At 68.4% G+C, this 13,246-nt stretch carries 10 protein-coding genes and 1 pseudogene; 5 read left to right on the top strand and 6 right to left on the bottom strand.

The annotated features are described in order from the left end of the window. Nucleotides 1–684: 684 nt before the first annotated feature. Nucleotides 685–948, top strand: a complete 264-nt coding sequence (locus EBN03_RS23360) for a hypothetical protein (RefSeq protein WP_147471681.1) — start codon at nucleotides 685–687, stop codon at nucleotides 946–948. Nucleotides 949–966: 18 nt separating this feature from the next. Next, nucleotides 967–3,711, top strand: a complete 2,745-nt coding sequence (locus EBN03_RS23355; RefSeq protein WP_122190296.1) for an aminotransferase class I/II-fold pyridoxal phosphate-dependent enzyme — start codon at nucleotides 967–969, stop codon at nucleotides 3,709–3,711. A 356-nt stretch (nucleotides 3,712–4,067) separates the two neighbouring features. Here the strand turns inward: EBN03_RS23355 and EBN03_RS23350 are convergent, their stop codons facing one another. The 4 genes from EBN03_RS23350 to EBN03_RS23335 form a co-directional block, all read right to left on the bottom strand. Continuing rightward, nucleotides 4,068–5,495 carry a flavin monoamine oxidase family protein gene (locus EBN03_RS23350; protein ID WP_233608568.1) on the bottom strand — a complete coding sequence of 476 codons (1,428 nt, stop codon included), beginning with the start codon at nucleotides 5,493–5,495 and terminating at the stop codon, nucleotides 4,068–4,070. A 92-nt stretch (nucleotides 5,496–5,587) separates the two neighbouring features. Further along, the gene (locus EBN03_RS23345) at nucleotides 5,588–6,292 is read right to left on the bottom strand and encodes a TetR/AcrR family transcriptional regulator (protein ID WP_233608567.1); all 705 of its coding nucleotides are present in this window, start codon (nucleotides 6,290–6,292) and stop codon (nucleotides 5,588–5,590) included. Between the two features lie 27 nt (nucleotides 6,293–6,319). Continuing rightward, entirely contained in the window at nucleotides 6,320–7,222 is a 903-nt protein-coding gene (locus tag EBN03_RS23340; protein WP_122190294.1) for an alpha/beta hydrolase, read from the bottom strand. A 5-nt stretch (nucleotides 7,223–7,227) separates the two neighbouring features. Then, nucleotides 7,228–8,808 (bottom strand): flavin-containing monooxygenase, encoded by a 1,581-nt coding sequence (locus tag EBN03_RS23335; RefSeq protein ID WP_122190232.1) that lies wholly within the window; start codon nucleotides 8,806–8,808, stop codon nucleotides 7,228–7,230. A gap of 179 nt (nucleotides 8,809–8,987) precedes the next feature. Here EBN03_RS23335 and EBN03_RS23330 point away from each other — a divergent pair, with 179 nt between their 5' ends. From EBN03_RS23330 to EBN03_RS35220, 3 genes are read left to right on the top strand one after another with little or no spacing between them, the layout of a single operon-like run. Beyond that, on the top strand, nucleotides 8,988–10,235 hold the full coding sequence (locus EBN03_RS23330) for a saccharopine dehydrogenase family protein (RefSeq protein WP_122190231.1): 1,248 nt from the start codon (nucleotides 8,988–8,990) through the stop codon (nucleotides 10,233–10,235). 11 nt (nucleotides 10,236–10,246) lie between these two features. Next, nucleotides 10,247–11,713 carry an MFS transporter gene (locus EBN03_RS23325; RefSeq protein WP_158675721.1) on the top strand — a complete coding sequence of 489 codons (1,467 nt, stop codon included), beginning with the start codon at nucleotides 10,247–10,249 and terminating at the stop codon, nucleotides 11,711–11,713. Next, nucleotides 11,710–12,117 carry a hypothetical protein gene (locus tag EBN03_RS35220; RefSeq protein WP_233608580.1) on the top strand — a complete coding sequence of 136 codons (408 nt, stop codon included), beginning with the start codon at nucleotides 11,710–11,712 and terminating at the stop codon, nucleotides 12,115–12,117. The genes EBN03_RS23325 and EBN03_RS35220 overlap by 4 nt, the downstream gene beginning before the upstream one ends. Nucleotides 12,118–12,521: 404 nt before the next feature. Here EBN03_RS35220 and EBN03_RS35865 read toward each other — a convergent pair. Further along, nucleotides 12,522–12,788: pseudogene (locus tag EBN03_RS35865) on the bottom strand (YceI family protein); the annotation flags it as partial. Beyond that, entirely contained in the window at nucleotides 12,755–13,015 is a 261-nt protein-coding gene (locus EBN03_RS35600) for a YceI family protein (RefSeq protein ID WP_122190228.1), read from the bottom strand. The pseudogene EBN03_RS35865 and the gene EBN03_RS35600, both read right to left, overlap by 34 nt. Nucleotides 13,016–13,246 lie beyond the last annotated feature (231 nt).

Genomic DNA, 13,246 nt, shown 5'->3' with positions numbered 1-13,246 from the left:
CATGTGCCAAGCCGAGGCGGCACGCCATGGACGCAATGCGGTGAGCGGGACACTGAATCGGCTGGACATACCGAGCATGGACGGACAAGCGCGGGTCTCAACGCGCAAGCGGGACTGAACCAGGACTGCCTGGTCAGACCAGCCCCAGCTGGACTGGTGGGCGAATCTTGAAGTTCGGGTGGACGTCGGAATCGACCGGCGATTCAGCTGGCCCGAACGGGATCGGCTAGAACGGGAATCCCCGCGTTGATGACGTTGCCGGCCAACGACATCGGTGATCCCGACGCTGGGAGCTTAGCTGCCCTGATAGCCGACCGCTCGCATCGAAGTGGTGTCCGTAGCGCCGCCAACCGGTGGTTCGGTCGGCAGCGCTTTCGCATTCGGGCCGGTATTCGTCGAGACCGACGATGCTGTCACGTCGGCGAGTTCACGGCGTGCGGTGTGGTCGTGGGTGGTCCCATAGCCGGGTCGCAACGGGCGACGGCGCTCGCAGCATGAGCCGGCGGAGCGCCGCACCCTCGACCATTCGGGCAAGTCGCCCACTAGGGTGTGGGTGAGCTAATCTTTGGCAACGCGGGCTGTGTGCTCGCATGCGGTGGCAGAACTTCCTGAAGACGGTCCCAGGACTCGGTCTCGATCTCTTGCGGGCGCCGAGAACGCGATTCCGAGGAGCAGGTACCGATCGTGTCGACGCCCCCTCAGCGTAAGCGGCACGCGATCGTCCACATGACCGCCGACCGGTTCGAGATCAACGCCTGGCCGTTACTGGTCGTCGATATCGACCTGAACAGTGCCGGTAACCGTCTGTCCGACATCGCTCGGCCCATTTCCCGTGCGGCGAGTTCGGCCGCACCCGAACTGCAGCGCGCCTCGGAACGGGCCGTCTCCGAGCTGTCCGGATGGTGGCGGGACCGGCGGAGCAAACGCGGCGTGACCACACAACCGTGAGTGATGGAAGGAACGCTGATGACGTCGTCCTCCGAAGCCCGTGCCGACGGCTCCCACGCTGCCGCAGGAATCGATCTGCCGGCGTACAACAGCATTGGGCAACTTCGCAGCGACATCTGGTGGCATATCGCCGACGCGGCCCGGCGGTTGGCCGCACCCGGTCACTCCGCCGAGACTGATGTGCTGCGGGCGCTCGAGCGAGACCTCGACGCCACGGACCTGCTGGAGCCATACTTCAGTTACCCGGGCGAGCGGCTGCTGAACCATGCGCACCGGCTGGCCGAAACGGGGCAGTACGCCGACCTGGGTCGGCTCGCCGAGACCGTCGGCCGCGGGCTGGTAGGTGCGGCTTCGCTCGTTGCTGCTTCCCTCGGTGGTCCCAACCGGCCGGAGGTCGCGGCCGGTGAGCGGGCTGCGGACCACCGGCCGTACTTCGACGTTCTGGTGGTCGCCGACCTGACCGCCGGCGAGGAGCAGCGGTTGCGCGAAGAGGTCGTGGCCGTGCGCCGGGCGCGGGACGAGTCGATCTACGACGTGGTGGTCGCGCCCAGTGCCGAGGATGCGCTGCTCGCGGTCCTGATCAATCCGCGGATCCAGGCCGTCGTCGTGCGCTCGGACCTGCGCACCTGTTCGGCGCGCGACCGCAGCTTGCTCGGCCAGCTGGTCTCGACCGTGGACCTGGCGGGATTCGACCGGCTCGACACCGCGGCCCGCGTGTCCACTCTTGCCTGTGAATTGCGTTCCCTGCGACCGGAACTCGACCTGTACCTGGTCGACAACGCCTCGATCGAACTGCTCGCCGCGCAACTCGGGCGGCACTTCGACTCGGTGTTCCTGCAGCAGGAGGACGTCCTGGACCTGCACCTGACGATCCTGCGCGGTGTGGCCCGCCGGCAGCGGACGCCGTTCTTCTCCGCCCTGACCGACTACGCCCGTAAGCCGACCGGGGTCTTCCATGCCATGCCGATCTCCCGCGGCAATTCGGTGGTGAACTCGCAGTGGATCGCCGATATGGGCGAGTTCTACGGGCTCAATATCTTTCTGGCCGAAACCTCTTCCACGGCAGGCGGTCTCGATTCGCTGCTGGAACCGCACGGCCCGATCCGGGAGGCGCAGGAACTTGCGGCGCGGGCGTTCGGAGCCCGGCGTACCTACTTCGTCACCAACGGCACCTCGACGGCGAACAAGATCGTCACCCAGGCCGTGGTGGCACCCGGCGACGTCGTGCTGGTCGACCGCAACTGTCACAAGTCGCACCACTATGCCCAAGTGCAGGCCGGGTCCCGGGTGACATATCTGGACAGCTACCCGCTCGACGAGTACGCCATGTACGGGGCGGTCCCACTGGCCGACATCAAGCGGATCCTGCTCACCTACCGGGCAGCTGGGCGCCTCGACCAGGTTCGGATGATCACCCTCACCAACTGCACGTTCGACGGCGTCGTCTACGACGTGGAACGGGTCATGACCGAATGCCTGGCCATCAAACCAGATCTGGTCTTCTTGTGGGACGAGGCGTGGTTCGCGTTCGCTCGCTTCCATCCCATCTACCGGCGGCGGACCGCGATGGAGGTCGCGGCCACCCTGGCCCGGCGGTTCGCGACGCCGGAGTACCGGGACGAATTCCGGCGCCGCAGTGCCGAACTCGCCGGTGTCCCGGACGACGATCTGGTCCATGAGCGACTGCTGCCCGACCCGGATCGGGTGCGCATTCGCGTATACGCCACCCAGTCCACGCACAAGACGCTGACCGCACTGCGGCAGGGTTCGATGATCCACGTGTTCGACGACGACTTCGACGGGCGCACCGAGGGCGCCTTCCTCGAGGCGTACATGACACACACCTCGACCTCACCGAACTACCAGATCCTGGCCTCGCTCGACGTCGGGCGCCGACAGGTCGAACTCGAGGGTTTCGAGCTGGTCGCGCGGCAGGTCGAGCTGGCGATGACCCTACGCGACCGGATCGCGCAGGATCCGTTGCTGTCCAAGTACTTCCGGGTGCTGGGCAGTGCGGAACTGATCCCGGACCGCTACCGCGCCGGAGGCCCCTGCCCGCTGTACGCGGGCCCGGTCGCGATGGATCGGGCATGGCAGAGCGACGAGTTCGTCCTGGACCCGTGCCGGCTCACCCTCGAGATCGGGGCCACCGGATTCGACGGCGACACCTTCAAACACGAACAGCTGATGGATCGGTGGGGCATTCAGGTCAACAAGACCACCCGCAACACGGTGCTGGCCATGACCAATATCGGGACCACCCGGACCGCGGTGGCCTACCTGTTGCGCGCCCTGGTGGGCATCGCCGAGGACCTGGAGGCGCGGGCCGGTCACCGCGGCCCGGCGGCGGAGCCGGAGTTCGAACGGCGGGTCCGGGCCCTCACCCACGACCATGCACCGCTGCCGGACTTCTCCCGCTTCCAGGACGCATTCCGTACCGACCCCGGCGGGGCCACTCCGGACGGGGACATGCGCACCGCCTACTACCTGGCGTACGACAACGACTGCTGTGAACACCTGTCCACCGACCGGATTCGCGAACGACTCGCCGCCGGGCAGCCGGTGGTCTCGGCCACCTTCGTCACCCCGTACCCGCCGGGATTCCCGGTACTGGTCCCCGGCCAGGAGTTCAGCACCGACATCCTCGACTTCATGGACGCGCTGGACACCAAGGAGATCCACGGCCTGGACCCGAGCCAGGGATACCGGGTGTTCACCGCCGCGACCCTGGCAGCGGTGGGCGCGGATGCTGGCACGCCATAACCGCCGCCACTCTGGCAGCGGCCGGCACTGACCCCCACCACGCCACGCAGCTACCGCTGTTCGGGCCGGAATGATAATTGCGCCTGCATGATTCGGTGGGGGTCGGCCGGGTGGCGAACAGCGGCGGCGATGTCGGCGATGGTGTGGAATCCGCCGCGCCATCGCAGCCGCCGCCGAGCGCCGGAATGGTAATTGCGCCCGCATGATTCGGTGACGGCTGGCCGAGTAGTGAACTGTCGCAACGAGGTCGGCGCCGGCACTCGATCGCGACGCTGCCCGCCACCCTTGGGCAGCCCGACGGGAATCGGATCGCCTCGCCGCGCGTGCGGGCGAGGCGATCCCCGCGGAAGCCGCGGCTAGAAGTGCGCGTATTCGGCCCGGCTCGTCAGCTGGGCGTCCAGTCGGGGGAGCTGCGCGAGAACCTCGGCGACCGCGCGGTCGGCGGCGCGGACGGCTCCTTCGAGGTAACCCTCGAATTCCTCCGCGGCCTCGGTGCCGGCCCAGTGCACCCGGCCGACCGGTGTGAGCGCGGCATCGGTGTAGCGGGTGAGCACGCCGGGCGCGCGGGTGCTGACGCAGCCGGAGATCCAGGGTTCGGCGGTCCAGTTCTGTTCCACGATGCGGAGTGGTTCGGCCGCCTGGGGGCCGAACAGGGTGACGAGGTCGCGCAGCAGTTCGCGATGGCGGCGGCGCTCGTCGTCCAGGATCGTCTCGGGCCAGGTCAGCCCGGGGCCGTCGCTGGCGGTGCCGACGAAGGCGAGCAGGACGCCCACGCTGCCGTCCGCGGGGGAGGCGTCGGTGACATAGCGGGCCACCGGTAGGTCGGCCAGCGCGGTGCCGTTGAGCCCGCGCTGGCGCCAGAATGGGCTGGGGTAGACAGCGAACACCTTGTTCTCGGTGCCGTTGTGCCAGGCCCGCTGCAGTTCCGCCCGGCGGGTCGGCAGGTCGGGCGAGAAGTCGATGCGGTCGGCGTCGGCGGGCGTCATGGCCACGATGACCCGCTGGGCGCGCACGGCACCCCGGGTGGCGTCGATGGTGACACCGTGCCGGTCGGACCGGATCGCGGTCACCGGCGCACCGAGCACGACCCGGTCACCGAGCCGCTCGGCCAGGGCGAGCGAGACACGCTGGGAGCCGCCCTGGATCCGGGTCTCCTGGGCGCCGTCCTCGGTGTTGATCATGTATTCCAGCCCGCCGCAGGTGCGGATCTGATGCAGGACGCTGAGCAGTGACACTCGGTGCGGGTCGTCGGCCAGCATGGTCGTGAAGCAGAAGGTGAACAGGTCCCGCGCCTCGGGCGTGAGGCAGTTTCGGTCGAGCCAGTGACCGAGCGAGGTGCCGTCCCAGATGTCCGACTTGGCAGCCTGCCAGGGCTTGCCGTCCGGAACGCGGCCGGCCATCACCTCGAGCCGAAACTGTGCTTGGGCGAAGTCCGCGAGGACCGCCCGCTTCAGCGGCGGGATCGTGCCTTTGAAGTCCGCGCGGACGCCGCGGCGCTGGTAGATGGTCCGGCCCGCGGTGTAGCTGTCGAAGGTGTCGATGCCGAGTTCGTCCAGCAGGTCGAACATCTCGGTGTGCTTGCCGCCGATCCACTGGGCGCCGCCGTCGACGACGACGCCGGGTGCGACCTCCAGGTTGACGGTGCGGCCGCCGACCCGGTCGCTCGCCTCGAGCACGACTACGGACCGTCCCTGTTGCGACAGGCGGTAGGCGGCGGTGAGCCCGGACAGGCCGGCGCCGATCACGGCGACGTCGGCTTCGAGGTGGGGTGCGCCATTGGTCACGGCTTGCTCCTGATAAATAGAACTCGAATTCATATCGAGATTAGTGGGACCGGGTCGGGCCCGGTCGGTGGTTTCGGGAAGTTCGGAAGAGGTCAGTCGGTGCCGGGCGCGTACGCCTCGAAATACAGCGAGAGCATGAGCCGGGCCTCGTCGAGCGTGTCGTCGTCACCGGTGCGGGGGCTGCGGCGGAACGCGACGTCGAACAGGCTGTTCCCGACCTCGAAGGCCGTTTGCATGACGAGCACGGGCGTCGACTCCCGCAGTATTCCCAAGCTGACAGCAAGGCTGTGCACGTACGCCGCGGTCTCGTCGTCGTAGGTCTGGACAGCGTTGGCGTCGGCATCGGCGGCCGTGCGCCGGAACCACAGTTCGACGGCACTGGGGTGCGTGCGGAAGTAGCTCACGGTCGGATCGATCACGGCGTCCACGATCGCCCGCGCGGTCGGCGCGGAATCGAGCCGGCTCAGCGAATCCCGCACCGCCACATTGACATTGTTGATATGCCGCAACAGCAACTGGGTGTCGACCTGATGGCGGTCGGCGAAGTAGTGGTAGACCGACGCGGTGGGAATGCCGGCCCGCTCCCCGACCGCCTTCAACGTGGCGGCCTCGTAGCCGTCCTCGCCCAGAATCGCTTCGGCGGCATCGAGAATCGCCTGCACCCGCTCGACCCCCCGGCGCTGCAGGGTGGCGTCGGGACGAGCGGGTGCCTGCGCGGGGACGGACTTCGCCGAGGCCTTGCGCCCGCGAGCGGCGGTCGCCTTGCCGGATGAGTTCAACAGCCGCTCGGACACCACACACCACTCCTTCACTATTTGCTGCCATCAGCGTAGAACGCGGGTGAGGAACTCGAGCTGAGCCGCCACCACACGCCGGTGCCACGGGCCGTCGTAGACGTCGAAATGATCCACCGGATATTCCTCGATCCGGCCCTTGTCCAGCTTGGCCGCCATTTTACGGGTGGCCTTGTTCGGCACGGTCTTGTCGGCCTTGGCCACCTGCACCAGGACCGGGCAGTCGACCTTCGTGGCGTAGGCGGTGGGCCGGTTGCGCGGCATCGCCAGGGCGTGGCGGGCCGGGGTCGCGTTGCGCCAGGTGGGTCCCGCGGCCGCGGTGTAAGCCTCCGCGACACCGGGCGCGGTCATCATCGCGTCGGTGCCGGGCGGGCCGGTGATCGGAATCGTGCGGGCGCCCTTGCCCAGCCCGGCCTGGATCAGGTCGGCGGCGCCCAGCACGGCCAGCCGGGCCGTGTGTTTCGGGCTGCCGATCCGGGAGATGTAGACCAGGCTGGCCAGGCCGTCGGTGAACGGCGTCATCGCCACCACGCCGCTGAGGAACGGTGACTGGGCGGCGACCACGATCGCGTGCCCGGCCGAATACGAGCTGCCCCACAGCGCGATCCGGTCCCGGTCGACCCCGGGCAGCCGGCGCGCCGCGTCGACGGCGGCGTGGAAGTCCTGCCGCTGCCGGGGGACCGAGATGAGTTGTCGCGGTTCACCTTCCGAGTCACCGAAGTGCCGGAAGTCGAAGAGGTAGACGTCGATCCCGGCGGCGGAGAAGGATTCGGCGAACCCTTGCAGCCCGGTGTCGCGCGTCCCCCCGAATCCGTTGGCCATGACCACACAGGGCCGGCCGGCCCGCGTGGCCAGGGCATCGCTGGTGGCCGGGTAATGCCATGCGGCGCACCGCAGGCCGCCGCTGACGAAGTAGGTGTCGTGGCGAGTCATGATGGTCACTTCGCTTTCGCGGTCTCGAGCGCGGCCGGGCGGCGGCGGGTGGTGGACCGGGGCGGCAGCTGCGCGCCGACGGTGCCGAAGTGCAGTTCGGGGTCGGCCACCGGCCCGTTCCCCAAGCGCTCGAGATCGAGCTCGTAGGCGTGTTCGAGCGTCCAGGGACCCTCGTCGCCGGCGTGCGGGAAGGTCCCGATCCGGCGCTGGACGTACCCGGCCTTCAGGTCCAGGATCGGTCGCCGCTCCATGCCGGGGTTGTCCGGGATCGGGACGAAGGTGTCGTGACCGTAGGCGTCCATGAAGTCCAGCACTCGGCAGAAGTGCTGGGCGGCCAGTTCGACCTTGAGGGTCCACGAGATATTGCTGTAGCCCACGGCGAAGGCCAGATTCGGGACGCCGGACAGCATCATGGCCTTGAAGGCGTACCGGTCGGCGACGTTCACTTCTTCGCCGTCGACGCTGATCTTCATGCCGCCGAAGGCGAGCATGTTGAGCCCGGTCGCGGTGACCACGATGTCCGCGTCGAGCTGCTGGCCCGACCGCAGCCGGATCCCGGTCGCGGTGAACCGCTCGATGTGGTCGGTGACGATCGAGGCTCGGTCCGAGCCGAGAGTGTCGAACAGGTCGCCGCCCGGGGCGATACACAGCCGCTGTTCCCACGGGTTGTACTTCGGCGCGAAGTGGGTGGCGGCGTCGACGTGGGCGGGCAGCTGGGCCCGCACCTGCGCGGTGAGCAGCTTGCGCGCCAGACGGGGCGCGCGCTTGCTCACCTTGTAGAGCGCGCGGGTGAAGGCGATGTTCTTGCGGCGGATGACCCGCGCGGCCCGGTCCTGGCCGAGGACCTTGTTCAGGTAGTGCGCCGAAATGTCGATGCTGGGCAGGTTGAGGATGTAGCTGGGCGAGCGCTGCAGCATCGTGATGTGCTTGGTCAGCGGTGCCATGGCCGGCAGCAGGGTGATGGCGGTGGCGCCGCTGCCGATGACCACGACCTCCTTGTCGGTGTAGACCAGGTCCTCGGGCCAGAACTGCGGGTGCACGACCGTGCCCTTGAAGTCCTCGATGCCGGGGAAGTCGGGGGTGTACGCCGACTTGTAGTCGTAGTAGCCGGTGGAGATGTACAGGAATTTCGCGGTATAGGTCGCGGTGCGGCCGTTGCGGGTGCTCGCGCGCACGGTCCACCGGCCGGTCGTGCTGTCGAAAGCTGCCGAGGTGACGGTCCGGCCGAACTGGATCGTGTCGCGCAGGCCGCAGTCCTCGACCGTCTTGCGCAGGTACTCGGCGATATAGGGTCCCTGGGCGATGGTGAGCGGGCTGGTCCACTGCTTGAAGCCGAACCCGTAGGTCGCCATGTCCGAGTCCGATCGCAGGCCCGGGTACTTGAAGAAGGTCCAGGTGCCGCCGACCTCGTCGCGGGCCTCCAGGACCGTGATCGAGGTGCCGGGGCGGGTGCAGTGCAGGTGATGCGCCGCGCTGATGCCGGAGATGCCCGCGCCGATGACCAGGACGTCCACGTGATGTGAACCACTGTCCGCGGATCCGCCGGAGGCGCCGCTCTTGCGGCCCCTGAACAGGGAGGACGTCATGTACAGCTCCTAAATTCGATATGGATTCGAAGTCGAGTATGTGGTGTGCAACATCTCTCGTCAAGGTGTTTACAAACTGTTGACAAACCTCCTCGATTGGCGCTAGCGGGCCTATTGACAAAGGTCGGAGCGCGCCTAAGAATCGAACTCGACTTGAGATTGAGTTCACAGGAGATCGCATGACTGCACAAAAGGTCGTTTTCATCGGTGCCGCGGGCGAGATGTGCCGTCTGGCCGTCCAGCGCTTCGCGAAGGCCCCGGGCGACTGGCATCTGACCCTGGCCGATATCCGGCCGAACGTGCTGCACAAGCTGGTGCGCACGCTCCCGCCAGGCCGCGCCTCGGTCGAGCAGGTCGACCTCTACGACGAGCAAGGGCTGCTGGAACTGGTGACCGGTGCGTCGCTGGTCGTGCTGGGCGCCGGCCCGTACATGCGCACCTCGTCCCCGGTGGTCGAGGCATGCCTGGCGGCCCGGGTGCCCTACCTGGACTTCGACGACGACGTCGAGAGCACCGAGCACGCGCTGTCGCTGCACGAGCGGGCGCGCGCGGCGGGCATCGCGATGTACATCGGCTGCGGCGCCTCGCCCGGCATGTCCAACGTGCTGGCGGTGGACGCTGCCGCCGAACTCGACGAGATCGAGCGGATCGACATGTACTGGGCCGTCGGCGACGAACGTCCCAACGTCGGGCGCGCCGTGCTGGAGCACATGCTGCACATCTCCGCCGGCGACTGCCACACCTGGGAGGGTGGGCGCCGCGTCATCCACGAGAGCTACGTGGAGACCGGCCTGGCGCCCATGGGCGGACCGCTCGGTGACATCACGCTCTACGAGACCGCGCATCCGGAATCGGTCACCATGCCGCGCCGATTCCCCCAGGCCGACCGGATCCGCGTCATCGGTGGCCTGGACCCGGCGCCGTTCAACGGCATCATCCGGGGCCTCGCCACCGCGGTGCACAAGCGCGAACTGACCGTCGAGGAGGCCATCGACTACATCATGGCCCTGTTCGACAACAAGATCGGCAACGTCGGCGGGCTGAAGGCCAGCGCGCGCGGTCTGTACGGCCTGCTGCGCAAGGAACAGAGCAATGTCGGCGAGATCGCGAAGTTCCTCGGCCGCAGCGCCGTCGGCCGGACCTACACTTGGCGCGGTGGCCTGGCCGCCCGCGTCTACGGGGTCAAGGACGGTCTGCCGCACACCGCGATCCGGCGCACCCCCGACTCGGGGCCGCACACCTATCTGATGCGGAACATGGCCACGATCACGGGCACCGCCTGCGCCGCGTTCATGGTGATGGCGCTCGACCAGGCCGGACAGCGGGCCGGTGCGTTCGCCCCGGAGGACTGGGCCGAGCCCAAGGCCTTCTACGACGCGCTCGTCGCGGTCGGCACCCCCCGGCACGAAATCGTCGAGCGGGTCTGACGATGCGGACGGTGACTCGAAAGACACACGCCGGCTTCGACATCGAGTCGCTGCTGGATCCGGTGCCGACCCCGGCTCGGCGGCGGTTCGCGCTGATCGCCGTGGCCGCCCTGCTGGCGACGGTGACCAACGCGGTGCTGTTCATGCTGCCGCCGCTGTTGCCGCTGATGAAGGATCAGCTCGGGCTCGACTCGGCGAGTGAGACCTGGATCTTCACCGCGCTGACCCTCGGCGGCGGTGCCGGCTTCATCCTGCTGCCGCGGCTGGCCGACGTGCTCAGCGACCGGCCGACCGCGGTGCTCGCCGGTGGCGTACTGACCCTGGGCGCGCTGATTCCCGCGGTCGTCTACACCTATCCGGCGGTGCTGGCCGGCGCGGCACTGCTGGGCTTCGGCAGCTCCGCCCAGCTGCTGCCGCTGGGCTTCCTGCGCCGGCATCTGTCCGGTGGCCGGGTCTCGACCGCAGTGAGTGTGCTGATCATGGCCACCGGCGGTGGGGTGGTCGCCGGCATGCTCGGCGGCGGGCTCACCGTGCGCTTCCTGTCGGTGCCGACGTTCTTCTTCATCATGGCCGCGGTGTTCGTGGCGACCACGGTCGCACTCGTGCTGGCGGTTCCTCGGGCCGATCCCGAAAGTGCAGGCGCGCCAGGGGTATTCGGCACGCTTTGGATGATCGCCTGGCTGACCGCGATCCTGCTGACCCTGACCCAGGGGCTGCTGTGGGGCGACGCGGTGCTGATCCCGCTGGTGCTGGGCCTGGCCGGCTACTTCACCTGGCGGCGGTTCGAACGCCGTTCGGCTGCACCGGTATTCGATCTGGCGATCCTGAAGATGCCCTACGCCAAGGTCGCTTGCTGGGCGGCGGGGCTGTTCGGTGCGATCGACGCCGGATTCCTGCTCTCGGTGACCTACTACACCCAGGCTGACCCGGCGCAGACCGGTTACGGCCTCGGTTACGACGCGTTCGGCACCGGACTGCTGATGCTCCCGTTCGCGCTCACGATGTTCATCTCCGGCAAGGCCGCCGAGCAGCGGGTCGCCAAGGGCCGCCCCGGAGTGGTCCTGCTGGCCGGTGCCGCCGTCTCCGCGGTCGGGGTGGCCGTGCTGACCGTCGACCACCGGCACATCTGGGCGTATCTGATCGGCGCCGGCCTGATCGGGCTGGGCAGCCGGGCCGGATACAGCGGCGCTTTCGCGGTGCCGCAGTTCCTGGTGCCCGAACGCAAGGCAGGGATGGCGGCCGGGCTGGTGGGAACCTGCATGGCCATCGGCATCGCGTTCGGTTCGGCCCTGGTCAGCGCGTTGCTGCTGGCCTCGCCGGACCCGGTCACCGGCCAGGCACCCGAAGCGGCCTACGTGGACTCCTACGTGTGCACCCTGGCCTGTGCGCTCGCGGTCCTGGTCATCGTGCTGGTCGCGCACCGGCGCAGCCACAAGGCGTTCGTCGCCGTTCTTCGTCAGACAGGAGTACTCACATGATCTCGCCCGCAACGACATCCAAGGCTCAGGTCGCCACCGCCGCCGTGGTCGATCTGGTCCGCACCTTCCGCGCACCCGAGGTGCACCGCGGCAACCGGGTGGAGTCGGCGCCCGCGAAAGACCTTCAGGCACTGGGCATCATGCTGGCGGCGGCCGCGGCCCGGGAATTGGTCAGCCGCCGGGCCTACGCGCCGATGGTGCATTACGCCGCTGCGGCGGCACCGGCGCTGCCGACGATGACCGTCGTGCCCGGGCCGGGCCGCGTGCGTTCGCGCGGCCGCTGGATCCGGCGGGCGGCGACGGTCGCGGCGGCCGCGGTCGCGGTTACGAAGGTCCGGGCGGTGCTGGCCGACAACGACCGGTCCATACGGGCGGAGCTCGACCCGGACGGCGACTTCCGCTGAACAACGTCGAGGGCGGGGATCGGGTTCTCCAGTCCCCGCCTTATCGCGCCGGAATAAGGGACCATGCCATGCGCGGCGGAGTTCAGATCGCCGCCCGGTGCATATCGAAACGTCGGTCCCCATCCGGTGTGCCGGACGAAAATCACCGCAGTCCAGTGCCGAGGGGATTTGAATCCAGCTGCCCGGGCCATCGGACAGTGCGACCAACGCCGAGAAACACATTCGTATGAAGACCGCGACGCGCGAGCGTTGTTGCTTTCGAGGAACCGCAATATAAGAAATCTCCGACCGCGATGCGGTCGGAGATTTCCGATTGTTCGATTGTCGGCTACGATCGGCAGCCGCACAGTCGCTGCGGCCCACCGCAGCGGGTTTAACTGCGGCGCGGTCACCTCGATATCGAGTTCGATGTCGAATTTGTCGCTGAGCATGGCGTTCGGCACACCCGCCGCCACCCGGAAATCGCTGCGCAGAATCGTGCCGGTCGCGGTGAACCGGAGCTTGTCCGAGCCGGCGCGCAGGCCGCGCACGGTGACCTCGAGGGTCAGCGGCCGGGTCACGCCGGCCAGGGTGACCTCGCCGGTCACCTGGAAGCGCGGGCCGACCGGGAACGGCTCGGACCGGAAGGCCGGCGTCGCTACTGCTTGACGTCGAGCAGGTTGGCCGCCCATACGGCGGCGTCGCGGGTCGCGCTGCCGGTGTCCATCGAGTCCAGCTCGATCGTGGCGGTTGCGGTGGCCAGACTGTCGTCGTGGACGGTGAATTCGGCTGTGAACGTGGTGAATTGGCCGTTGACCTTGGAGACCTTCATATGGTGGGTCGTGAAGTTCACCGCGGAGCGGCGCTTGTTCAGCGGCCAGATGCCGGGTGTGAGGTCGTGGGGAGTGGCGACGGGCATGGGTTCGTCTTTCGTGCAGGGGTCGGGGGTGGTGGCGGGGCGCCACCGCAGGGGAGGAGTAGCGCGGGCCGGCCGTCCGTATTCGGGACGAGCCGGCCCGCGTGGTGGCCGCGGTCGCGGCCGGGTGCCCGATCGGTCAGGTAGGTGCGCAGTGCGGCCTCGAGATCGAGGGTGCGGTCGAATGTCGCCGAACGTTCCAGCTGGGCGCGCAGTCCGGCGGTGATCCGGTCA

This window comes from Nocardia stercoris (assembly GCF_003696265.1).
Classification (GTDB): Bacteria; Actinomycetota; Actinomycetes; order Mycobacteriales; family Mycobacteriaceae; genus Nocardia; species Nocardia stercoris.
Note: the sequence above shows the minus strand (reverse complement) of the source record. Positions and strands in the feature narration are given on the sequence as shown.

Coding starts and splice junctions, on each gene's coding strand:
- EBN03_RS23355 (WP_122190296.1), top strand. CDS start 967: ATGACGTCGTCCTCCGAAGCCCGTGCCGACGGCTCCCACGCTGCCGCA.
- EBN03_RS23340 (WP_122190294.1), bottom strand. CDS start 7,222: ATGACTCGCCACGACACCTACTTCGTCAGCGGCGGCCTGCGGTGCGCC.
- EBN03_RS23335 (WP_122190232.1), bottom strand. CDS start 8,808: ATGACGTCCTCCCTGTTCAGGGGCCGCAAGAGCGGCGCCTCCGGCGGA.
- EBN03_RS23330 (WP_122190231.1), top strand. CDS start 8,988: ATGACTGCACAAAAGGTCGTTTTCATCGGTGCCGCGGGCGAGATGTGC.
- EBN03_RS35220 (WP_233608580.1), top strand. CDS start 11,710: ATGATCTCGCCCGCAACGACATCCAAGGCTCAGGTCGCCACCGCCGCC.
- EBN03_RS35600 (WP_122190228.1), bottom strand. CDS start 13,015: ATGCCCGTCGCCACTCCCCACGACCTCACACCCGGCATCTGGCCGCTG.